This is a genomic window from Mycolicibacterium arcueilense (assembly GCF_058536225.1).
Window position 1 is genome coordinate 932833 of sequence record NZ_JBZTYL010000007.1, and the last position, 22798, is coordinate 955630.

The 22798-nt window shown below is 65.6% G+C and carries 20 protein-coding genes, 1 other RNA gene and 1 pseudogene; 18 read left to right on the forward strand and 4 right to left on the reverse strand.

The window, feature by feature from the left end; translation table 11 throughout:
* The first annotated feature begins 2 nt into the window (after window positions 1–2).
* From smpB to AC4LGL_RS08755, 7 genes are all read left to right on the forward strand, one after another.
* Entirely contained in the window at window positions 3–494 is a 492-nt protein-coding gene (smpB, locus tag AC4LGL_RS08725) for an SsrA-binding protein SmpB (protein ID WP_448442783.1), read from the forward strand.
* Between the two features lie 102 nt (window positions 495–596).
* Window positions 597–965: a transfer-messenger RNA gene (gene ssrA, locus AC4LGL_RS08730) on the forward strand.
* Between the two features lie 129 nt (window positions 966–1094).
* Window positions 1095–2069, forward strand: coding sequence for a cutinase family protein (locus tag AC4LGL_RS08735; protein WP_491838359.1), 975 nt, complete (start codon window positions 1095–1097; stop codon window positions 2067–2069).
* A 121-nt stretch (window positions 2070–2190) separates the two neighbouring features.
* The gene (locus AC4LGL_RS08740) at window positions 2191–2925 is read left to right on the forward strand and encodes a YwaF family protein (RefSeq protein WP_491839307.1); all 735 of its coding nucleotides are present in this window, start codon (window positions 2191–2193) and stop codon (window positions 2923–2925) included.
* A gap of 132 nt (window positions 2926–3057) precedes the next feature.
* Window positions 3058–5931, forward strand: a complete 2874-nt coding sequence (locus tag AC4LGL_RS08745; RefSeq protein ID WP_491838360.1) for an MMPL/RND family transporter — start codon at window positions 3058–3060, stop codon at window positions 5929–5931.
* A gap of 110 nt (window positions 5932–6041) precedes the next feature.
* Window positions 6042–6314, forward strand: a complete 273-nt coding sequence (locus AC4LGL_RS08750) for a hypothetical protein (RefSeq protein WP_491838361.1) — start codon at window positions 6042–6044, stop codon at window positions 6312–6314.
* A gap of 462 nt (window positions 6315–6776) precedes the next feature.
* Window positions 6777–8186, forward strand: coding sequence for a glycoside hydrolase family 183 protein (locus tag AC4LGL_RS08755; protein WP_491838362.1), 1410 nt, complete (start codon window positions 6777–6779; stop codon window positions 8184–8186).
* On the opposite strand, the gene AC4LGL_RS08760 is transcribed toward AC4LGL_RS08755, so the two are convergent.
* Window positions 8158–8811, reverse strand: a complete 654-nt coding sequence (locus AC4LGL_RS08760) for a TetR/AcrR family transcriptional regulator (protein WP_491838363.1) — start codon at window positions 8809–8811, stop codon at window positions 8158–8160. The two genes, AC4LGL_RS08755 and AC4LGL_RS08760, sit on opposite strands and share 29 nt — an antisense overlap.
* Window positions 8808–10139, reverse strand: coding sequence for an aromatic ring-hydroxylating oxygenase subunit alpha (locus AC4LGL_RS08765; protein ID WP_491838364.1), 1332 nt, complete (start codon window positions 10137–10139; stop codon window positions 8808–8810). The genes AC4LGL_RS08760 and AC4LGL_RS08765 overlap by 4 nt, the downstream gene beginning before the upstream one ends.
* A gap of 98 nt (window positions 10140–10237) precedes the next feature.
* On the opposite strand from AC4LGL_RS08765, the gene AC4LGL_RS08770 reads away from it, so the two are divergent.
* The gene (locus AC4LGL_RS08770) at window positions 10238–11998 is read left to right on the forward strand and encodes an N-acyl-D-amino-acid deacylase family protein (protein WP_491838365.1); all 1761 of its coding nucleotides are present in this window, start codon (window positions 10238–10240) and stop codon (window positions 11996–11998) included.
* Window positions 11999–12016: 18 nt separating this feature from the next.
* The gene (locus tag AC4LGL_RS08775) at window positions 12017–13030 is read left to right on the forward strand and encodes an alpha/beta fold hydrolase (RefSeq protein ID WP_491838366.1); all 1014 of its coding nucleotides are present in this window, start codon (window positions 12017–12019) and stop codon (window positions 13028–13030) included.
* Here AC4LGL_RS08775 and AC4LGL_RS08780 read toward each other — a convergent pair.
* Window positions 12975–13592: a TetR/AcrR family transcriptional regulator gene (locus tag AC4LGL_RS08780; protein ID WP_491838367.1), complete on the reverse strand. Its 618-nt coding sequence runs from the start codon at window positions 13590–13592 to the stop codon at window positions 12975–12977. The two genes, AC4LGL_RS08775 and AC4LGL_RS08780, sit on opposite strands and share 56 nt — an antisense overlap.
* 133 nt (window positions 13593–13725) lie before the next feature.
* On the opposite strand from AC4LGL_RS08780, the gene AC4LGL_RS08785 reads away from it, so the two are divergent.
* The 6 genes and pseudogenes from AC4LGL_RS08785 to AC4LGL_RS08810 all read left to right on the forward strand — a co-directional run bounded on the left by AC4LGL_RS08785 (window position 13726) and on the right by AC4LGL_RS08810 (window position 18624).
* Window positions 13726–14676, forward strand: coding sequence for a metal-dependent hydrolase (locus tag AC4LGL_RS08785; protein ID WP_491838368.1), 951 nt, complete (start codon window positions 13726–13728; stop codon window positions 14674–14676).
* Window positions 14669–15835, forward strand: coding sequence for a hypothetical protein (locus tag AC4LGL_RS08790; RefSeq protein ID WP_491838369.1), 1167 nt, complete (start codon window positions 14669–14671; stop codon window positions 15833–15835). The genes AC4LGL_RS08785 and AC4LGL_RS08790 overlap by 8 nt, the downstream gene beginning before the upstream one ends.
* A 62-nt stretch (window positions 15836–15897) precedes the next feature.
* Complete coding sequence (locus AC4LGL_RS08795; RefSeq protein WP_491838370.1) at window positions 15898–16932, forward strand: LmeA family phospholipid-binding protein; 1035 nt, start codon at window positions 15898–15900, stop codon at window positions 16930–16932.
* Window positions 16932–17486 carry a chorismate mutase gene (locus tag AC4LGL_RS08800; protein ID WP_491838371.1) on the forward strand — a complete coding sequence of 185 codons (555 nt, stop codon included), beginning with the start codon at window positions 16932–16934 and terminating at the stop codon, window positions 17484–17486. The genes AC4LGL_RS08795 and AC4LGL_RS08800 overlap by 1 nt, the downstream gene beginning before the upstream one ends.
* A gap of 74 nt (window positions 17487–17560) precedes the next feature.
* A pseudogene (locus tag AC4LGL_RS08805) lies at window positions 17561–18130 on the forward strand (hypothetical protein); the annotation flags it as partial.
* A 116-nt stretch (window positions 18131–18246) separates the two neighbouring features.
* On the forward strand, window positions 18247–18624 hold the full coding sequence (locus tag AC4LGL_RS08810; protein ID WP_491838372.1) for a hypothetical protein: 378 nt from the start codon (window positions 18247–18249) through the stop codon (window positions 18622–18624).
* Between the two features lie 26 nt (window positions 18625–18650).
* On the opposite strand, the gene AC4LGL_RS08815 is transcribed toward AC4LGL_RS08810, so the two are convergent.
* Window positions 18651–20240 carry a PTS transporter subunit EIIC gene (locus tag AC4LGL_RS08815; RefSeq protein ID WP_491838373.1) on the reverse strand — a complete coding sequence of 530 codons (1590 nt, stop codon included), beginning with the start codon at window positions 20238–20240 and terminating at the stop codon, window positions 18651–18653.
* A gap of 134 nt (window positions 20241–20374) precedes the next feature.
* Here AC4LGL_RS08815 and AC4LGL_RS08820 point away from each other — a divergent pair, with 134 nt between their 5' ends.
* From AC4LGL_RS08820 to nagA, 3 genes are read left to right on the forward strand one after another with little or no spacing between them, the layout of a single operon-like run.
* A complete protein-coding gene (locus AC4LGL_RS08820) occupies window positions 20375–20845 on the forward strand; it encodes a PTS sugar transporter subunit IIA (protein ID WP_491838374.1) in 471 nt (156 codons plus the stop codon).
* A 12-nt stretch (window positions 20846–20857) separates the two neighbouring features.
* Entirely contained in the window at window positions 20858–21643 is a 786-nt protein-coding gene (gene nagB, locus AC4LGL_RS08825; RefSeq protein WP_491838375.1) for a glucosamine-6-phosphate deaminase, read from the forward strand.
* Window positions 21644–22789, forward strand: coding sequence for an N-acetylglucosamine-6-phosphate deacetylase (nagA, locus tag AC4LGL_RS08830; protein ID WP_491838376.1), 1146 nt, complete (start codon window positions 21644–21646; stop codon window positions 22787–22789).
* The last annotated feature ends 9 nt before the right edge of the window (window positions 22790–22798 follow it).

A 22798-nucleotide genomic window follows, 5' to 3' on the forward strand; every position in this document is an offset into this window, starting at 1 on the left:
TAGTGGCGACCAAGAAGTCCAGCCCCGCCGGCAATAAGCAGATTGTGGCCAGCAATCGCAAGGCGCGGCACAACTACATGATCCTCGATACCTATGAGGCGGGCATCGCGCTCATGGGTACCGAGGTCAAGAGTCTGCGTGAAGGACAGGCCTCACTGGCCGACGCGTTCGCCACGGTCGACGACGGCGAGATCTGGCTGCGCAACGTGCACATCGCGGAGTATCACCACGGCACCTGGACCAATCACGCGCCGCGGCGCAACCGCAAACTGCTGTTGCACCGCAAGGAGATCGACAACCTGATCGGCAAGATCCGCGACGGCAACCTGACGCTGGTACCGCTGTCGATGTACTTCTCCGACGGCAAGGTCAAGGTGGAGCTGGCGCTGGCCCGCGGTAAACAGGCCCACGACAAACGCCACGATCTGGCCAAGCGTGACGCCGACCGTGAGATCACCCGCGAGTTGGGCCGCCGCGCCAAGGGCATGGCCTGAGCACCGCGGCCGACACGAAAAGGCCCCGGAATAATCACTTGGCGTTCGCCGTTGGGTCTGGCGTACTATTGACTGTCCTGCCGAGATTCGGCAGGGATGCGAGGGGCTGATCGGTTTCGACTTCGCGCATCGAATCAAGGGAAGCGTGCCGGTGCAGGCAAGAGACCACCGTAAGCGTCGTTGCAACCAATTAAGCGCCGATTCCAATCAGCGCGACTACGCACTCGCTGCCTAAGCGACTGCGTGTCTGTCAGACCGGGAGCGCCCTCGGCCCGGACCCTGGCATCAGCTAGAGGGACCCACCCACGGGTTCGGTCGCGGAATCCGTGGGGACATCAAACAGCGACTGGGATCGTCATCTCGGCTTGTTCGCGTGACTGAGAGATCCGAGTAGAGGCACAGCGAACTGCGCACGGAGAAGCCTCGAGGACATGCCGTAGGACCCGGGTTCAATTCCCGGCAGCTCCACCGAGAAGATGCAGGTCAGGGATCTAATCCCTGGCCTGTTTTCTTTTCTGTCATCACCCTTTGACCACGGCGCTTGGGCTGGCCATCCCCACGCATGGGTCCACTCGTGCTGGTTACGGGTTAGATTGAGGCATGTTTTCTCACCGCAAACGTCGCCCTCAGCAGGGCAGTGCGCGGTCAGGTGGTCGCTGGGTCGGGCTTGGCGCTGCTGCACTTCTCACCGCGGGAGCTCCGCTCGCCGCTTTCACCGCGCCGCCGATAGCGGCGGCCGCCGACTGTGCCGATGCGGAGGTCGTCTTCGCGCGTGGCACCGATGAGCCGGCCGGTATGGGCCGGGTCGGCGATGCCCTCGTCGATGCGCTGCGCAAGCAGACCGCCGGCATGAAGATCGACAGTTACGGGGTCAACTACAAGGCCAGCAAGCTGCAGCTGCACGGCGGCGACGGCGCCAAAGACGCGATTTCCCACATCAAGTCCACGCTGTCCTCCTGCCCTGACACCAAGATCGTGCTGGGCGGATACTCGCAGGGCGCGAGCGTGATCAACATCGTGGCCGGCAACCCGCTGGGCAACATCACGTGGGGCGATTCGCTCCCGCGTGAATACGCCGACAACGTCGTGGCGATCACCACCTTCGGCGACGTCGGCACTCGTACCAAGCAATCGATAGCAACCCAGAGCGCGCTGTACGGGTCCAAGGCGATCGACCTGTGCAACCCCATGGATCCGATCTGTCACGAGGGTCAGGGCAACGAGTGGAGTGGGCACACCGAGGGCTACGTCCCCGTGTACACCACCCAGGCGGCGTCATTCATCGCGTCGAAGCTGCTCGCCGGGTCTGGCCAATCGGTACCCGGGTACGGCCCGGCGCTGCCGGATTACGGTCAGCTGCCTGAGTTCGGCGTATTGCCAGGGTCCGGTCCGACGCCGGTGTATGGCCCACTGCCGGGCTCCAGCCCGGACACGTCGATGCACGGTCAGCAACCGGGGTACGGCCCGGCGCCGGGGTACAGCCCGGACGCACCTGGGTACGGAACGCAGCCACCCGGGTCGGGCACGTCGACACCCGGTCCTTCCGCACCGTCCTCCGGTACCGGGTGGGTCTAGGTAGTCCACGGGGCAGGGGCCGCAGAGATGCGGCCCTTCTTCGTTTTTCAGCGCGGAGACGCGTCCCCACCTGCGATCATGGGTAATCGTTCCCTGCGCTGAAACGGGGGAGTTGATCGAATTGTTGGCTGCACAACGCGAGTTCTCGGCATACGGCCCGTCACACCTGGTGGTGCTGGCGGTGTTCGCGGCCGGCGCGGCGGTGCTGGTGGTGATCGGCCGGCGGCAGACACAGTCGCAGGCCCGGATCCTGAGCCGTGTCCTGGCGGTTGCGCTCATCGCGGTATTTCTCGTGGCGTTGGCCTACAAGCTGGTCGACCCCACCATCGACACCTCGGTGCCGCTCCAGTTGTGCGACCTCGCCGAGCTCGCAGCGGCGTATGCCCTGTGGTCGCAACGGCATTGGGCCTTCGTCCTCACCTATTACTGGGGCCTCGTGCTGAGTTCGCAGGCTTTGATCACGCCGGACATCGGCACGGCAAAAGACGGAGCTCCGGACTTCCCCCACCACCTGTTCATCACGTTCTTCACCCTCCACGTGCTCGTTGTCTGGGCGGCCATCTATCTCACCTGGGGCCGTGGGATGCGACCGCGGTGGCGTGACTACCGCTTCGCGGTCATCGCGACGCTCACGTGGGGGGCCGTGACCTTCATTTTCAACGCGATCACCGGAGCCAATTACGGCTACCTGAACGCGAAGCCGCCCACCGCGTCACTGCTGGATGTGTTGGGTCCGTGGCCGGTGTATCTGCTGGTCGAGGTCGTGATCGTGCTGATCGTGTGGGCGTTGATGACCTGGCCGTGGGAACGGATGCGCTCCAGCTGTGAAATAGCTGTCAGTGGACCGGCGAAGTGATTATTGACACTGACACTTTGACAGGCTAGGTATATTACGCGCGACTGCGAATGTGTATCGCTTGCGACCTGTCCCATTGGGCGACAGTGGCCTGATCGAAGGGGCGGGTTGTGTGTACACCAAGGGCACGCGATGAGTAGCCACAGCGGCGCACAGAACAGGTCGGGCATCGCTCGCTTCATCCGCGTGCTGGCCGTGCCGATCCTGCTCGGCTGGGTGGCACTGACCGTCCTGACGAATGCTCTCGTGCCGCCGCTGGAGAAGGTCGGCGAGGAGCACACCGTCGGGCTGAGCGCCAAAGACGCTCCGGCGATGATCGCCATGCGCAAGATCGGCAGCGACTTCCAGGAGTTCGACTCCGACAGCAACGCCATGGTGGTGCTGGAAGGCGAGCAGCCCCTGGGCGATGACGCACACCACTACTACGACGGCATCGTCGACAAGCTCGAGGCCGACACCGCCCACGTGCAGCACGTGGCCGATTTCTGGGGCGACCCGCTGACGGCCTCGGGCGCACAGAGCAACGACGGCAAGTCGGCCTACGTCCAGGTCTACCTTCGGGGCAACCAGGGCGAAACGTTGGCCAACGATTCGGTGGCCGCGGTCCGCGACATCGTCAACCAGTCGTCGCCGCCGGCCGGGATCAAGGTGTACGTGACCGGCGGAGCGCCGCTGGTTTCCGATCAGCACCACGCGGGCGACAAGAGCGTCGCGCGGGTCACCGCCATCACGCTCGTCGTGATCGCGGTGATGTTGCTGATCGTCTACCGCTCGATCGCCACCATGATCCTGGTGCTGCTGATGGTGTTCATGGAGCTCGGTGCGGCGCGCGGCATCGTGGCCTTCCTGGCGCACACCGACATCATCGGTTTGTCCACCTTCGCGGTCAATCTCCTGACGCTGATGGTCATCGCCGCGGGAACCGACTATGCGATCTTCGCGATCGGTCGCTATCAAGAGGCGCGCGGTGCCGGTGAAGACCGGGAAACCGCGTACTACACGATGTTCCGCGGTACCTCCCACGTGGTGCTCGGGTCCGGCATGACGATCGCCGGCGCGATGCTGTGTCTGAGCTTCACCCGCCTGCCGTACTTCCAGACCATGGGAGTGCCATGCGCGGTGGGCACATTCGTCGCGGTCATCGCCGCGCTGACGATGGGCCCGGCAGTCATCGTGATCGGCAGCCGGTTCGGGCGTTTCGAGCCCAAACGCAGTATCCGGTCGCGCGGCTGGCGCCGGGTCGGCATCGCGGTGGTCCGGTGGCCCGGCCCGATTCTGGCCGCGACGCTGGGCCTGGCCCTCATCGGCCTGCTCACGCTGCCGGGTTACAAGACCAATTACGACGCCCGCAAGTATCTGCCATCAGATCTGGCCGCCAATGTCGGATATCAGGCTGCCGAACGGCATTTCAGCGCAGCACGGATGAATCCGGAACTGCTGATGATCGAGACCGACCGCGACCTGCGAAACCCCGCAGACTTCCTCGTCATCGACAAGATCGCCAAGGGGATCGTCCGGGTCCCCGGAGTCTCCCGCGTGCAGGCCATCACCCGGCCCAACGGCCGGCCCATCGAGCACACGTCGATCCCGTTCCTGCTCAGCCGGCAGGGCACGACGAACACGATGAACCGGAAGTACAACCAGGACCGGATGGCTGACATGCTCGTTCAGGCCGACGAGATGCAGAAGACCATCGACACGATGGAACGGATGTCGCAGCTGACCCTGCAGATGGCCGACATCACCCATTCGATGGTCACCAAGATGAAGACGATGACTCTCGACGTCGTCGAATTGCGGGACCATCTGGGCGATTTCGACGATTGGCTGCGTCCACTGCGCAACTACCTCTACTGGGAACCCCACTGCGCCAGCGTTCCGCTGTGCTGGTCGGTCCGGTCGATGTTCGACACCCTCGACGGGATCGACCCTCTGACCGACGACATTCAGGAACTCCTGCCTGACATGGAGCACCTCGACACGTTGATGCCGCAGTTGGCCGCGTTGATGCCAGAGCAGATCGAGTCGATGAAGTCCATGAAGACCATGATGCTGACGCAGCGGGCCACCCAGGCCGGTCAGCAGGATCAGATGGCTGCCATGCAAGAGAATTCGACGGAGATGGGGAAGGCCTTCGACGAGGCGCGCAACGACGACACGTTCTATCTTCCGCCGGAAGCCTTCGACAACAAGGACTTCAAGCGCGGCATGAAGAACTTCATCTCACCCGACGGAAAGTCGGTGCGGTTCATCATCAGTCACGAGGGCGACCCCGCGACGCCGGAGGGCGTGAACCATGTGGAGCCGATCAAGCTGGCCGCCAAGGAAGCGCTCAAGGGCACGCCGCTCGAAGGTTCCAAGATCTATCTGGCGGGTACCGCGGCCACCTACAAAGACATGAAGGACGGGTCGTTCTACGATCTGATGATCGCCGGAATCGCCGCGGTGTCACTGATTTTCATCATCATGCTGCTGATCACCCGTAGTGCGGTGGCGGCAGCGGTGATCGTCGGCACGGTGCTGCTGTCGCTCGGCGCCTCATTCGGCCTGTCCGTTCTCGTTTGGCAGCACCTCCTCGGCCTGGAATTGCACTGGATGGTGTTGGCCATGTCGGTCATCCTGCTGCTGGCGGTCGGGTCCGACTACAACCTGCTGCTGGTGTCCCGCTTCAAGGAAGAGCTCTCCGGTGGCCTGAAGACCGGCATCATCCGGGCGATGGCGGGCACCGGTTCGGTGGTGACCTCGGCGGGTCTGGTGTTCGCCTTCACCATGGCGTCATTCGCGTTCAGTGATCTCAAGGTGATGGCGCAGGTGGGCACCACGATCGCGCTCGGCCTGCTGTTCGACACGCTGATCGTGCGGTCGTTCATGACCCCCGCGATCGCGGCTCTGTTGGGCCGGTGGTTCTGGTGGCCTCAGGTCATCCAGTCGGCTGCGTCGAAGCGACGTCTGGCGTCTCTGCAGCAGGACCGAAACACACAAAGCGTCTACACAGCCCAGACTTAATAAGTAGATCTAACATAATTGGTGGAAGTCGAAATCGAACACTTCCGCCGACTCTGGACCGACGGGGCGATCCACAGTCGTGGGTTCTGCAAGCCAAGAGGTGTTGCGAAATGTTGAAGTCCATCGCGATCAGCGCCGCAGCGGCCGGAGCGCTCGGATTGGCCGCCCTCGGTATCGGCTCGGGTGTGGCTAACGCTGCTCCGTCGCCGGTGGTCGGCTCCGGAGTTGGTTGGGCCGAACATCCCGGCTGGGGTTACGGCCCGGGCCCATGGGGTCCGCCGCCCCCGCCTCCCTCCTACGGGGCTGGTTGGGGTTATGGCGGATACGGACCGCCGTCGGTATGTGCCACCGGACCTTTCCGGTTGGTGCAAGTCTGTAGCTGATCTGCAAACGAAACTGCCCACGTATGAGCTGAAACGCTCGCACGTGGGCAGTTTCGCGGAGATTACTTCTTGTTGCCGCCGGGCCGCGGAGGTGGCGGCGGCTTGGCCTTCGTGGTCGGCTCGAACTTGCCGCCCTTTTTCGGATCGAATGTTCCTGCCATGGTGATCCCTCTCGCTCGTTTCGATAGTTCCACCACTTCCCACCGTAGTGCGGAACGCTCGTTCGTGGGGAGCGTTCGTGGGCGAGCTGAGCTGTCCCACGCGGTTGACATCGAATTTCCCGGTCGAAGGCAACACGCCGCGTCGGTTGCGACACGGTCACGGGACGATACCTATCGGTGCATCACTGGTCACATCGACACCATTGATCACTAACGTCACATCAGCCAACTGTGACGTCATGTCGACGTCCCTGCATTGGGAAGGTGTGACATGTCGCGACGTCCTCGAGGTGCTTCGACGATGGCAGCGGCGGCCGCAATCGGGCTTGTCGTCGCCGTCGGGGTGGCGCCGGCGGCATCGGCCGAACCCTGCGAAGGCGCCGCTGCGGCCGCGCAACCCCTCCCGAATCAGGCCTTCCAGATTCCGAAGCCGTCCCGGCTCGCGCCGCTCAACCGCCCGATCGGGCATATGCCCGCCGGGGCCAACGACCGGGCCCCCCTGCCCAAACTCGGGCAGTTGCCACTGGCCCTGCTGAAGGCGCTGATGCCGAACTCCGGACAGGTCAGGCAGAAAGCGGCCGTCGTGCCTGCGCCCAATCCTGGTGGTGCTCAGCCGGTCCCGAATGCGGCTCAGCCTGCTCCGGTTCCGGCGGCGCCTCAGCCGGCTCCGGCGCCGGCGGCCCAACCGGCCCCGGGTGCGCCTCCTGGCACGTCGATCGTGGGTTGGGTGACCGGTCCCGACAGTCCCAACCAGACGATCAAACGCTTCGCCATCACCGGAACTGACCTCGGAATCATGTGGGACAACGGGGATCCGGTGAACCGTCAGGTGCTGATGGCCTTCGGCGACACCAACGGCTACTGCGGGATTCCCGGAAAGCAGTGGCGGTACAACGCGTTGTTCCGCAGTCAGGACGGATCGCTGTCGAAGACCGTCGCGGTGCCCGATGGTGTGGTGGCCAACAAGTACTCCGGTTCTCCGGTGTGGCGCCAGGGCATCTCCAAGCAGATCATCAACAGCATCGGCCGGGCGCCCGAGGAGACAGGTATCATCCCGACGGCGGGAATCTCGGTCGGGCGCAATCAATATCTGAACTTCATGTCGATCCGGAACTGGGACAGTCCCGGTGCGTGGTCGACCAACTTCTCGGCGATCGCGATGTCGCCGGACAACGGTGAGAACTGGGGCGTGTACCCCGGGACGATCCGGCCGCCCGGCGGAGGTAACGAGAACTTCCAGATGGGTGCGTTCCTCAAACCGGGCCCCGGTGATCCGTACATCTACACGTTCGGCACGCCGAACGGGCGCGGCGGGTCGGCCTACATCGCGCGGGTGGCTCCGGGACTCATCCCGGATCTCACCAAGTACGAGTACTGGAACGCGGACAACAACGCCTGGGTACCGGGCAATCCGGCCGCGGCGACGCCGGTGATCCCGGGTCCCGTGAGCGAGATGTCGGCCCAGTACAACACGTATCTCAAGCAGTACCTGGTGCTGTACGGCAACGGGATGAACGACGTGGTGATGCGGACCGCGCCGGCGCCGCAGGGCCCGTGGGGGCCCGAGCAGTTGATCGCGCCGTCGTCACAGATCCCTGGCGGCATCTACGCGCCGTATCTGCATCCGTGGTCGACGGGCAAGGAGCTGTACTACAACCTGTCGCTGTGGTCCGCCTACAACGTCATGCTGATGAAGACCGTGTTGCCCTGACCCGGCCATTGACCGGCCGCAGCGGCGCCAGCAGGGCGTCGAGGCCGTACTCGAACACCGCGTCGTAGTCGGTGGGGGACTGCAGGGCGGCGACGAGCGCCTGATCCGGCCAGTCGGCGGTCCACAGGGACGGATCCTCCTCCTGATGCCGGGGGCCGCGCACCGCCGAGAACTGCATCACCGCAGAGGAGATCACGTGCACCTGCACGGCCCGCAGCACCAGTGCGGCCCGTGTTCCGGTCACATCCATCTCAGCCAGTTCGGCGGCGAGCCTCTGTTGTACGGGCAGGAACAACGTCGGGGTGCGGTCCCGCTCGTGGGCGATCGCCAGTAGATGCTGGTGCCGGATCAGCAGGCTGCGCTGGTTGCGGGCAAGTGCGGCAATTCGATTCACGGGGCGGTCACCGTGCATGGGCAGGCCGGCCATCTCGGTCAGCAGACGGTCGACCAGGCTGTCGAACAGGGCGTCACGGCCCCCGACGTGCCAGTAGATGGACGTGACGGCCGCGCCGATGCGCTCGGCGAGCCCCCGCATCGAGAACGCTTCCACCCCATCTTTTTCGATGAGATCGGCCGCCGCATCGAGGATGACGTCGGCGTCGATCGGCTTCGGCTTCGGACTCATTCGCCGGCTTCCGCCTCGGCGATGCGCTCGGAGCGGGGTAGGTCGAGGTAGCGCTCAAGGTTGCGGTGCATGTTGATGATTCTGCGCTCTTCAGCGGACAGGACCAGGTCGGTGAAGCCCGGTTGGTGCAATCCGCGCTGCAGGCCGGTGAGCACGGCGATGTCCTGGCTCATCACCACGCCGGGGTGCGCCTCCTCCGCACCCATCCGGACGTCCGTCGGGTTCACCCGCGGAGCCTGGGCCGGCATGCGGGCCATCAGCGTCATCACCAGTTGCCCGCGGTCGGGGTCCGATCCGGGTAACGACGTCATCACCGTCAGATGGTCGGCGCTGGCCAGCAGGGTCAGGTTGGGGAAGATGTTGTACTGGTGCAGGCACATCACCTGATCAGTACTGGCCCAGCTGATGTCGACGCCCCGTCCGGCGGCGAATTCCCTGATCTGCGAGGCGATCACGTCGGCCACCGACTGCCCGGGGGACTGCCGGTCCGACGGGAACGGGGTGCCCTCGGCGACGCCCATCAGGGCACCTTGGGTGTACACGTAGGCGTCCCACACCTCTTCGTCACTCAGTGCGCCGGACAGCCGTGGACTCGGCACTCCGTACAACGATTCGGACTTGCCCGTGTGGCCCCAGATCGTCTGGGGTGCGTAGACGTCGTCCATGCACCGGTGCAGCTCGGGATGCAGGGTCTGGACGTGGTACGTCTCGCTGTAGCCGTCGGCGATGGTCTTCCAGTTGGCCTCGACATCGATGGTCATCGTTGCGTAGCAACGGAAGTCGCCGAGCCCGCACCAGGCGATGTCTCCGGGGACCGCTTCCAGGTAGTCGGCCAGCGGCATCGCCGCAGGGTCGAGGTTGACGAAGACCAACCGTTCCCAGGTGTCGACCTGCACCGGCGCCAGTGGGAACTCGGACATGTGCACCGACCCGAATCCTTTGCGGTTCGGGATCCGTTTGAGCGCCCCGGCCAGATCCCACGTCCAGCCGTGATACCCACATTTCAGTTCCCGCAGCGAGGAGCCGGCACCGGTACACAGGGTGTTGCCGCGGTGCCGGCAGGCGTTCTGGAAGGCGCGCAGCTCCCCGTCGTCCCCCCGGACGATCAGCACCGAGTAGGGGCCGCAACGGTATTCGAAGTAGTCGCCGGGGTCGGCCACGTGATCGACCGTGCAGGCCTGCTGCCACACCCGCGGCCACATCCGTTCCACTTCGAGGCGCGCGAACGCGGGCGACGTATAGCGTTCGGCCGGGACCCGGGTGGGGCGCGCCGGCGGTTCGCCGATCGCATCAGCCCGCCGGGGCGTGTCAGTTGAGCTGTGGATCATGGGGCACCTCCCACTGAGAAGGAGAATCTCGGGACGTCGCAATGTAACGGTGTTACATTGCGACCGTAGCGGCCTCCACGCCTCAAGGGAGCAAAAACGTGTTCGATCTCAAAATCACGGGCGGTACTGTCGTCGACGGGACCGGTGCGGACCGGTTCACCGCCGACGTTGCTATCAAGGACGGAAAGATCGTCGAGGTGCACCGGCGCGGCGCCGACGACCCGGCACTGGTCGGCGATGCCGCCGAAACCATCGACGCCACAGGCAAGATCGTCGCCCCCGGCTTCGTCGACATTCACACCCACTATGACGGCCAGGTCTCCTGGGACGCCGTGCTCGAACCGTCCAGCAATCATGGCGTCACGACCGTGGTGGCCGGCAACTGCGGTGTCGGCTTCGCGCCGGTGCGTCCCGGGCAGGAGGAATGGCTGATCTCCCTGATGGAGGGTGTCGAGGACATCCCCGGCACCGCGCTCACCGAGGGCATCACCTGGGGTTGGGAAACCTTCGGCGAATACCTCGACGTGATCGGAAAGCGCGAACTGGCCGTCGACATGGGCACCCAGATCGCTCACGGTGCCATACGGGCCTACGCGATGGGGGAGCGCGGCGCCCGCAACGAAGCGGCCACACCCGATGACATCAAGGCCATGGCCAAACTGGTACAGGAGGCCATCGAAGCCGGCGCGCTTGGGTTTTCATCGTCGCGCACCATCGCGCACACTGCCATGGACGGCGAGCCGGTGCCCGGCACCTTCGCCGCCGAGGACGAGTTGTTCGCGCTGGGCCGGGCCACCGCGGCCGGTGGCGCCGCGGTCTTCGAACTAGCTCCCCAAGGTGCCGCCGGCGAGGACATCGTCGCGCCCAAGAAGGAACTGGACTGGATGCGTCGGCTCGGCGAGGAGATCGACTGCGCGCTGAGCTTCGCCCTGATCCAGGTCGACGCCGACCCCAACCTGTGGCGCGAGCAGCTCGACCTGTCGGCGGCGGCGCACAAAGCGGGAAGCCGGCTGTTCCCGCAGGTGGCGGCGCGACCGTTCGGCATGCTGCTCGGCTTCCCCGGTCACCATGCCTTCACCCACCGCCCGACCTACCGGCGACTGCAGGCCGAATGCACGCGCGAGGAACTCGCCGAGCGGCTCGCGGACCCGAAGGTGCGCGCGGCGATCCTGGCCGAAGAAGACCTGCCGATCGATCCCAACAAGCTGTTCGACGGCATGTTCATGCTGGCGCAGAATGCGGCAAATCGCCTGTACCACATCGGTGAACCGCCGGACTATGAGCCGACCGACGAGCGCACCGTCGCGGCGATCGCCAAGCAGCGCGGCATGGACCCGCTGGCCGCGATGTACGACCTGATGCTCGAGGCCGATGCCGGTGCCATGTTGATGTACCCCATGTTCAACTACTCCGACGGCAATCACGATGCGATCCGCGGGATGCTCACGCATCCGGCCGGCGTGCTGGGTCTGTCCGACGGCGGCGCGCACTGCAGCATGATCTGTGATGCGTCCTACCCGACGTTCCTGCTGACGCACTGGGCTCGTGACCGTCATCGTGGCGAGAAGCTGCCGCTGGAGTACGTGATCCGCAAGCAGTCGCACGACACCGCGCAGCTCTACGGCATGTCCGACCGCGGCGTGATCAGTGTGGGCAAGAAGGCCGACGTCAACGTGATCGACCTGGATGGCCTGACCTTGCATGCGCCGAGAATGGCCTATGACCTGCCGGCCGGCGGAAAACGGTTGGTGCAGGGGGCAAGCGGTTACGAGGCGACGATCGTCAGCGGCACGGTAACCCGCCGGCACGGAGTGGACACCGGGGCCCGCCCGGGTCGTCTGGTGCGTGGGACCCGCTGATCAGTAGGGTCTTTCGCCATGGCGGATTTCCGTTACGACCCGCGTCAGCGTCCGGCCCAGCCTCCGGCGCCGGCCGCTGATGCGTTCACGATCCACACTGCCGCTGTCGCCGAAGCGGTTTCGCTGGCGTACGTCCGCGAGGGCATCGGCGGTGTGCCCCTCCTGCTGGTACACGGATACCCCGAAACCAAGCGGATCTGGTGGCGCAACATCGAGGCACTGGCCGCGGCCGGCTTCGAGGTCATCGTCCCGGACCTGCGCGGCGTGGGCGACAGTGCGATCCCGCCCGACGATCAGCACGACATCGTCACGTACTCCCGCGACCTGTATGCGTTGGTCCACGAACATCTGGGTCACGAGTCCTGCCTGATCGCGGCCAGCGATGTCGGTGCTGTCGTCAGCACCGACCTGATCCACCGGTATCCAGGATTCGTCACGCGCTTCTGTGTTTTCAACACCGTGCCGCCCATGGGGGTCGACTACTCGGGAATCGGTACGCAACATCCGGGGTTCGTCGGCGGCGCAGCCGATCCCACCGGGGACTACCGCTGGATGCAGGGTGCCTTCCCTGACGAACTGGCAGCGATGCTGCCCACTCCGGATGCGCGCAGACAGTGGGTGGCGGCGATGTACACCAACCGGCTGTGGGGCTCGGCCTACGCGTTCACCCAGTCCGACGTGGATTTCATGACCGAGCCGTTTGCCGACGAGGCGCGGCTACGGGCGGGGTGGGCGTCGTATCAACTCGCCTACGGCCGCGCCATGGCCGAGATCCCGCTGATGGCTGCGGTCGAGGTGCCCACCCTGGTGCTGTACGGTCCCGAGGATCACGTGGTCGGAGAGGATTTTGTACCCCGCACCGAGCGGGCGTTTCTCAATCGTATTGGGCCGCTGGTGGTTCCGGGTGCCGGTCACTTCCTGCAGTGGGAGCGCGCCGATATCTTCAACCGGCTGATCCCCGCGGTGTTCGGCGATGTCATTGTGCGCCATCGGCCGGCTGAGCCAGAATTGCCCCGCCGAGCCAGCGTCTGAGGAAGCGCCGCAGCTCTTCTCGGCTGCGGCCGGGTTCATTGGGGGCGATGAAGAACGACAGCATCGTGCGCAGGGTGAATTCCACCAGCTCGCGCAGCGCGGATTCGTCGTATCCGTACTTCTCCCAGTCGACGTCGAACCGGGTGATCATCCGCATGCCGAAGGCCTGACCTTCGCCGGAGGCGACGTTGACCGAACTCGCGGCGGCCTGCGGTCCGGACAGCATGATCCGCAGGTGCGGTATCCGGGTGACTTCCTCCAGGGTGAACATGACGCCCTCGGTCATCGCCTCGGCGGGATCGGTGATCCCTCGCACGCTTTCGGCGAGCCGGTCCAGAAAGCCTTCCACCGCGGCGATCGCGGCCGCGTGCATCAGTGCTTCAGCGGTGGGGAAGTAGCGGTACACGGTCTGGCGGATGACGCCGAGCGATGCCGCGACGTCGGCGATGCTGATCCCGGTCCCCGTCTCGGCGATCAGTTGCACGGCGGCGGCCACGATGCGTTCCGAAGCCTCTTCGTCGCTGCCGGGCGGTCGCCCGTCCCACCCGCGTCTACGCGCCACGGTCCGGATTCCTGGCCAGCAACATTCCTGCAGGATATCGCCCCCCGCCGTTGACGGGCCGCGGCCGCGTGTAGTAATCATACAAAGAGCGCGTTGTTTGTATGATTGCTTTGGATGAGCTGAGGTGGCACCGATGACGGATCTGATCGTGCGGAAGATGAGGTTCGCGTTCGCGGACCACCGCGTCCCCTTCCTGTGGAACGAGGCCAACCCGGCGTTTTCGTCGATGGCCAACGCGGTGTCGTTCCTGGCCATTGCCTTCGAGAAGATGATCGGCCACATGATCACCGAGGCCATGCCGTTCATCACCGACCCGGAGGTGGCCGAGGAGGCCCAGGCCTTCGTGCGGCAGGAGGGCCAGCACGCGATGGCCCACCGCCAGCACGCCAAGGGCCTGATCAAGACCTACCCGGGTCTCAAGGAGACCCTCGACGAGGTGGTCAAGGCGTACGACGACCTCACCGCCGAGACACCACTGAAGTACCGGTTGGCCTACACCGCCGACCTGGAGGCGACGTTCACCCCGGTCTTCAAGCTGATGCTCGACCATGACGACACGCTGTTCGCTCCGGGGGACGACCGGGTGGCGTCATTGTTCCTGTGGCACTTCGTCGAAGAGGTCGAGCACCGCAGCTCGGCGTTGATCATCTATGACGCAGTGGCCGACGATCCGTGGTACCGGATGCGGGTCGCGCCATCTATCTTCAAACACGTCTGGGCGGTGCTCAAGATCGCCACCGAAGGCTTCAACAAGCACGTTCCGCTGGAAGAGCGCCAGATCGACGCGGTGTCGATGTTCGGTATGCAGGCACGGAGAAAAGCTCTGCTGCAAAAGCTTCCGTTCACCAAGACCCCGTATGACGGACCGGTGGAGAACGCGTTCGCGCATCTGCCGGTGCGCGAGATGCTGACCGCCCTGACCGGTGTCGTGCGCAGCCAGGTCCCGGGCCACAATCCGGCCCACGAGAAACTGCCGGCACTGGCCGACGAGTGGTTCCAGCGCTACGAGGACGGCTACGAGGTCACCCAGTGGTACACCGCAGGTGATGCCACGGCGCAGAAAGCGAGCACCGCCGATGTCTGATCTGTGTACTCCGACATTCTCGGGTTTGGCGCAGCGCCTGGGCTTTTCCTGTGACACCGCAGGCGGTCTGGTCGAGTTCCGCAACCCGTTCGGGCTAGAGAACTGGACCCTGCCGGTGCTCGAGCTCACCGTGATCGTCGGGGCGGTGCTGGCCCTGGTGTACGCGATCGTGCGGCTGCGTCGGCACAACGATCCGACCAACCTGGTGCTGTGGTTCGGCGCCATCGCGTACCTGCTGATCATCGAGCCGCCGCTGTATTTCCCCGGCGCATTCGGGATCGCCGAGCACGTCGACACGATGTTCGCGCACAACGTGTTCACCGTCGACTTCCTGTGGGGCCGGCTGCCGCTCTACATCGTCGCGATCTATCCGATGATGGCGACGGTGGCCTACGAGATCGTCCGGATCCTCGGAGTCTTCCGCCGCCGCGGCGTGCTCATCGGTGCGATCTGCGTCGGGTTCGTCCACCACGCGTTCTACGAGATCTTCGACCACATCGGGCCGCAGCTCCGGTGGTGGGAGTGGACGCTGGACCATCCGATGAACCAGCCGTTCTTCGATTCGGTACCGCTGCCCAGCGTCGTGGTGTTCGCCGCGCTGTGGCCGATGTCGCTGGCGTTCTGTGTGCAGCTGTTCGTCGGCCGGCACGTCCAGGACGGCAAGACCTTCACCGGGCTGCAGATCCTGGGCCGCACCATCGTCGTCGGCGTCCTGGCTTCGATCGGAACCGCGGTGCTGCCCCTGCCGGCCACCGTGGGCACGTCGATCTCGGGGAGCACCACGGTCGGTGGGTTCATCTACGCCGCCGAACTCGTGGTGCTCGTCCTGGTGGCGATCCCGGTGCTGTTCGGTCAATGGTCGAGCCTGCGCAAGGACCGCGACCCTGCGACCGTGCGTTACTCCAATCCGCTCATCCTGCGCTATGCGGCGGTGTACCTGGCCATCATGACCGTCCTCTGGCTGACCGCGCTGCCGGCCTACTTCGGCGCCGTCGACGGCCTCACCGCCGCCGGCGACCCCACCGGGAGCCTCTGGTACACAGTGGCCTGCCTGGTGACCGCGGGTCTGTCGATCGCGGCAGCGGCCACTGCAAATCCTGCTGACCTGCAACAACAGCCCGACGAGGTGGCGCCCGGGATGGCAGTGAGCCAGGAATGAGGAGCGAACCCACAGGCGTGCCACACGTCTGACGCAGTGGGTGATGAGGCAGAATTGCGGTGATGCCGACACCGCCGCAACGCCCCGGCGAACCCGGCCGGCGAGGCCGGGGCCCTGTGCCGCCGCCCGACCCGGCCACCCGGCGGCTGCCCCGTCCCGGCCGGCCCGAGGCGCCGACGGAGCAGATCCGGGCCCGTCCTCAACCGCCCGAAGCTGCGACCGAGAAGATCCGGGCGCGCCCGCAGCCCGCCGAGGTCGCGACCGAGAAGATCACCAAGCCCCGTCCACCGGCCGCGGGCCGTCCGGGGGGACCACCGCCGACCAAGCCGCCAGCTGCACCGGAGAAGCCGCAACCGGCGAAACGCTCGTCGCAGTGGCGCAGCCCGCAGGCGATCATCCTCGCCGTCGTCATCGCGGTATCGCTTGTGGTGATCGGGCTGACCGGCGGCGAACTGTTCGCCCGCCACAAGGCAAGCTCCCTGCTCGTCGCCGTCGCCGAATGTGTGGTGGAGGACAACGCCTCGGTTTCCTTCGGGGTGAACCCGCCGTTCCTGTGGCAGCACATCACCGGGCACTACACCAACATCTCGGTGGAGACCGGGGGCAAACAGGTGCAGGCTGCCAAGGGGATGACCGCGGACGTGGCTCTGTCCGACATCAGGTTGCAGGGCACCGCGGACTCCAAGGGCACCATCGGATCGTTGAGCGCCACCTTGACCTGGACGGCGGCCGGGATCAAGGACACGGTGGCCGAGAACCTGCCGGGCGTCGGCTCTTTGGTGACCGACGTGAGCACGGACCCGGCCGCGGGCACCATCACCATGGAGGCCGTGGGGGATACCAAGGTGACGGCCAAGCCGGTGGTGAACGACGGAAACCTCGACCTGCAGATCATCGACGTCAGTGGTCCGTTCGAGAAGGAAACCGTGCAGACGGCGCTCGACGCCCTGATGACGAAGCTCAACGACGCCTACCCGCTGGGGATCCACGCCGACAGCGTCTCGGTGACCGACACCGGCGTGGTCGGCAAGTTCTCCAGCCAGAACGCGTCCATCCCCAATGACGGTTCTGACGACGCCTGCTTCGCGAAGCTCTGATGTTTCGAATCGCTGCGGCCGGAGCGCTGATACTTGCAGTCATGTCCACCGCGCCGCCGGTCCGGGCGCAGGAGCCCAGCGCGTTGCAGCCGCTCGTCGATGCCGCCGCGCAGCGACTGCAGACGGCGGATCCGGTGGCCGCCAACAAGTTCCGCACCGGTGGACCGATCGAGGACCCCAAACGCGAACAACAGGTCATCGAGGCCACGACCGCCGAGGCCGGCAGCCGTCACCTCGACCCGGCCTACGTGCGGGACGTGTTCCGGGATCAGATCGATGCGACCGTCGCCGTAGAGTACGGCCTGTTCTCGGAATGGAAACTGGATCCGGCGACCGCGCCGGTGACCGCACCCGACCTGGCCGCCTCGAGGACGACGATCGACGGGCTCAACCACACGATGGTCGACGAGATCGCCGACCAGTGGCCGGCCTTGCACTCACCAGCCTGCCGGGCAGACCTGGCGAGCGCTGTCGACAGCGTGGCCACAGCGCGAAATTTCGATCCGTTGTATCGGCGCGCGCTGGATCACGCAACCAGGTCTTATTGCCGCTGACTACCGCGCACAGCCCACTATTGACGTTTCTGTAGACCGTGGGCGGGTATCCCTGGCCGCAGGAGGTTCAGGAAATGCCTACATGGAGTTGGATCGTCATCGCCGCAGTCGTCGTGGTCATCGTGTTGCTCGCGGTGGTCGTGGGCGCGTCGATGATGCGTCAGAAGCGCAGTGAGCGGCTCAGGGAACAGTTCGGGCCGGAGTATGAGCACGCCGTCGAAAAAGCGGGCGGTCAACGCGCAGCGGAGCGGGAACTGATTGCGCGCGAACGCAAACACAACAAACTGAAGATCAACGAGTTGACACCCGAATCCCGGACCCGGTACGTCGAAGCGTGGGGGGTTACCCAGGCCGGGTTCGTCGACGATCCGGCGAAGTCAGTCGGCGACGCAGATCGCCTGGTGACCGAGGTGATGCGCGAACGCGGTTATCCGATAGACGATTTCGAGCAGCGTGCTGCTGACATCTCGGTCGACCATCCCAAGGTCGTCGAGCACTACCGCTCCGCCCACATCCTGCACCTCGCTCAAGAGCAGGGGGAGATCGGTACCGAGGCGCAACGTGAGGCTCTCGTGCACTATCGCGCGCTCTTCGAGCAGTTGGTCGGCAATGCACCGGAATCGCATGCGGGGCCCGAAACGCGGACCAGGCGCGATACCCGGGCTACCGAACACGTGGCCCCGAGCGAGCAGGGCGACCCAGCCGAGGGCGAAACCGGCACGAACCAAGCCGGTACGGATTCGACGAAGGAGGCGCGAGCATGACCACTCACGACGAACAAGCGACAACCGCCTCGCCGCGGGACGCGCAGGTGCCGGTCCCCGAGCCCGATGCAAGGCCTGCCCCGGCCGAGCCGGTGATCGACGACAACACGCTGCTGTTCGCCGACGAGCATCGGTCCGGATTGCACTTGCGTTGGAATGACGTTCAGGCGGCATTCGTCGACGACCCGAAAGAATGTGTGCAGAAAGCGGACAACCTTGTGGCGGAAGTCGTCGAGGAGCTCACCGCGAGTTTCGCCGACACCCGGTCCCGGCTCGAGGCCCAGTGGTCTCGCGGCGAGGAGGCCTCCACCGAGGATCTCCGCGTGGCGCTGACGCGTTACCGCGATTTCTTCAAACGGCTGCTGTCGGTGTGAGGTGCCGGAGGGCTGCAGACTGACGGCTACAAACTGTCCACGATCGCGTTCTTCAGCGTCTCGGAGCTGGTGCCGAAGACTGCCTGAACGCTGTTGCCGACCTCGATTACGCCCGCGGCGCCGAGGGCCTTCAGTCGGTCCTGGTCGACCTTGCTCTTGTCGGCGACCTCCATGCGGAGGCGGGTGATGCAGGCATCGACATTGACGAGGTTCTCCCGTCCGCCGAAGGCGGCGATGATCTGCTCGGCCTGAGTGTCGGCCCGCGCGGGTGCGGTGAGAGTGCCGGTACCGCCGGCGGTGACAGCAGTGGTTGGATCGCCGGCAGTCGCCGAGTCAGATACCTCTCCGAGATTCGCCTGTTCCTCGGCCTCGAACTCCGCCTCGGGTTCACGCCCCGGCGTGCGCATGTTCCACTTCGTGATCGCGACGTAGAACAGCACGAAATAGATGACCGAGAACACCGCGCCCATGGCGATGAGCAGCCAGATGTTCTTCGCCGCCGGAGCGCCGCCGTAGAGGAGCAGGTCGAGCAGCCCGGCCGAGAACGAGAAGCCCAGGTGGATGTCGAGCAGGTAGGCGATCGCCAGGGACAGCCCGGTCAGGACCGCGTGGATGACGTAGAGCGGGAACGCCACGAACATGAACGCGAACTCGAGCGGTTCGGTCACCCCGGTCAGGAATGCGGTGAGGGCGGCCGCCGACAGGATGCCGACCGCGACCTTGCGCTGCTTCTTGTTCGCGGCGAGGATCATCGCCAACGCCGCCGCGGGGAGGCCGAACATCAGGACGGGGTAGAACCCGGAGGTGAGAATGCCCGCGGTCGGGTCGCCGGCAGCGAACCGGGTGAGTTCGCCGGTGACCACGGTCCCGTCCGGAGTCTGGTAGTCGCCGTAGAGGAACCACACGTATGAGTTCGGAATATGGTGCAGACCCAGGGGAATCAGCATGCGGTTGGCGAATCCGTAGACGAACGCGCCCAATGCGCCGCTCCCGCCGATGAACCGGCCCAGGCCGGTCAGGCCGGCATCGAAGATCGGATAGAAGTAACTCATCAGGAAGGCGATGAACAAACTCGCCAGAGACACCACGATCGGGACGAACCGTCGCCCTCCGAAAAAGCCGAGATAGGACGGTAATTGGATGGTGTGGTACCGGTCGAACAACCAGGCCGTCACCAGGCCCACCACGATCCCGGCGAACACGCTGTAGTTGATCTGAGCCTGGTCACCGGCCTTGTCCACCTCGCCGGCCAGCACGATGGGGGACATGGTCTTGAAGACCGCTGACATCACCAGGTATCCGACCACCGCGGCCAGCGCCGTCGAGCCGTCGGCCCTGCGGGCGAAGCCGATCGCGACACCGACAGCGAAGAGCAGGGGCAGATTGGTGAACAGGGCATCGCCGGCCGCGCTCATCGCCTTGAAGAACGGACCGATGACGGGGGAGTCGATCCGGCCCAGCAGATCGGGTTGGCCGAGCCGTAGCAGGATGCCCGCAGCGGGCAACACGGCGATGGGCAGCATGAGGCTCTTGCCGAGCCGTTGCAGTTGCGCGAAAGCAGGTATGCGCAGGCCGGACTTCTCCTGTGTACCTTCGGGTTTCGTCGTACCGCTCATCGCACCACCGTCCTCCTGGCCACCCGGCGCGAACCGCCGTAAAGCTGTGCGGAAGCTTAGACGAGAACCCGTGAACCCGCGGCCGTCTTCCGGCCACCCTCGTATTGTTGGGACACCACAGAAGGAGCACCACAGTGAGCTTGACGCGAGTACTCGCCCCGGTAGCCGGGCGCGCGGTAGCACTCCACGATGTTCCGGATCCCGTGTTCTCGGCGGGCATGGTCGGGTACGGCGCCGCGGTGGACCCGCCGCGCGGCGTGATCGACGCGATCGCCCCGGTCAGCGGCAAGTTGTTGAAACTGATGCCGCATGCCTACGTCATCATGACGGCCGAGGGCGTCGGTGTGCTGGTGCACCTCGGTCTGGATACCGTCGCTCTGAACGGCGAGGGCTTCACCACCCACGTCAGCCAGGGAGAGGATGTTGCCGCCGGCCAGGTGGTGATCACCTACGACGTGCCCGCAGTCGAGGCGAAGGGCCTCAATCCCATTGTCCCCGTTGTGGTCATGGACGAGCGCGAGCCCGGCAACGTGACAGTGGCCGGGCCGGTCGCGGCCGGAGCCGATATCGCGTCGGGCGCAGAGCTTTTTACGGCGGTCAAGTAGATGGCCGACTAGATGGAAGTCATCATCTTGGCCGATGCCGACGAGATCGGCAGGGTGGCTGCCGACGCGTTCGGCGCGCTGCTCGACCGTAAACCGGACGCGGTCCTCGGCCTCGCGACCGGGTCGTCGCCGCTGGCGGTATACGACGAACTCGCCGCCCGGTGCGACGCGGGCCAGATCTCGTTCCGGCAGGCCAGGGGATTCACCCTCGACGAATACGTCGGCCTGCCCGTCGATCATCCTGAGCGCTACCGCAATGTCATCGACTCCGTGTTCGTCTCGCGCGTCGACTTCGCCCCCGGGGCGATACAGGGCCCTGATGGCCTGGCGGACGACATCCCGGCGGCGTGCGCGGCATACGAGGAGGCCATCCGCGCGGCCGGCGGCGTCGATCTGCAGGTCGTCGGAATCGGCACCGACGGGCACATCGCCTTCAACGAGCCCGGGTCCTCGCTGGCCTCGCGCACCCGGATCAAGACGCTGACCCGGCAGACCCGTGTCGACAACGCCCGGTTCTTCGGGGACGACCTCGATGCGGTGCCGACACACTGCCTCACCCAGGGGTTGGCCACCATCATGGCGGCCCGGCACGTCATCCTGGTGGCCCTCGGGCGCGGCAAGGCCGAGGCGGTGCACCACCTCGTCGAGGGCGCGGTGACCGCCATGTGGCCGGCCACGATCCTGCAACATCATCCGCACGTCACGGTTCTGCTCGACGATTCTGCGGCGCAGCGGCTTCAGCTCATTGACTACTACCGCGAGACTTACCGCTCGAAACCGGATTGGCAGGGCATCTGAGTGTTGCTGACTGCCGACGCGCTCATTGCGGGCTCAGAACTGTTACGGCCGGGCTGGATCGACCTGTCGGACGGGAAGGTGACGGCGGTGGGAGCGGGTCTGCCGCCCCGCAGCGCCGATCGTGCACTGGGTGCGGTGACCGTGATGCCGGGTTTCGTCGACACCCACTCCCACGGTGGCGGCGGGGGCAGCTTCTCGGCCGCCTCGACAGCCGACACGTCGGCCGCGGTGGCGCTGCACCGTCGCCACGGGACCACCACCATGATCGCCTCGCTGGTCACCGCGAGCCCTGACGATCTGCTGCACGAGGTCGGCGCACTGGCGGCCGATGTCCGCGCCGGACTGATCGACGGCATACACCTCGAAGGTCCGTGGCTGTCGACCGTGCGGTGCGGGGCTCATCAACCTGCGCTCATGCGGGACCCGGATCCGGGCGAGATCGACCGGTTGCTGGCCGCCGCGGCGGGAACGATCCGGATGGTGACCATCGCTCCGGAGCGTCCCGGTGCGCTGGCCGCTATCCGGCGGTTCATCGATGCCGGCGTGGTGGTGGCCGTCGGCCATACCGAGGCCACCTACGAACAGACCCGTGCCGCGATTGCGGCCGGTGCCACGGTGGGCACGCATCTGTTCAACGCGATGCGCCCGATCGACCGGCGAGAGCCGGGTCCGGTGATCGCGCTGCTCGAGGATCCCGCTGTCACCGTCGAACTCATCACCGACGGCGTCCATCTCGATCCGGCCATCTACCGCCACGTCACGTGCACCGTCGGGCCGGATCGCGCTTCGTTGATCACCGATGCGATGGCGGCCACCGGCATGCCCGACGGCCGCTACCAGTTGGGGCCCGTGCCGGTCGACGTGATGGACGGGGTCGCCTTTGTCGGGGGGACGGACACGGTCGCCGGCAGCACCGCGACCATGGATCGGGTGGTCCGATTCGCCATGGACCATTGCGGTTTGGACCGAGACGATGCGTTGTTGCTCGTCGCGCGTCAGGCCTCGCTGAACCCGGCTCGGGCGCTGGGACTGCCCGCGGGTGATCTGATCCCCGGAGCTGCAGCCGATCTCGTGGTGCTGGATGTGGATCTGTCGGTCACCGGGGTCTTGCGGCGGGGCGTATGGGAGCTGGAACCGGCGGGGTAGCGGTACCGC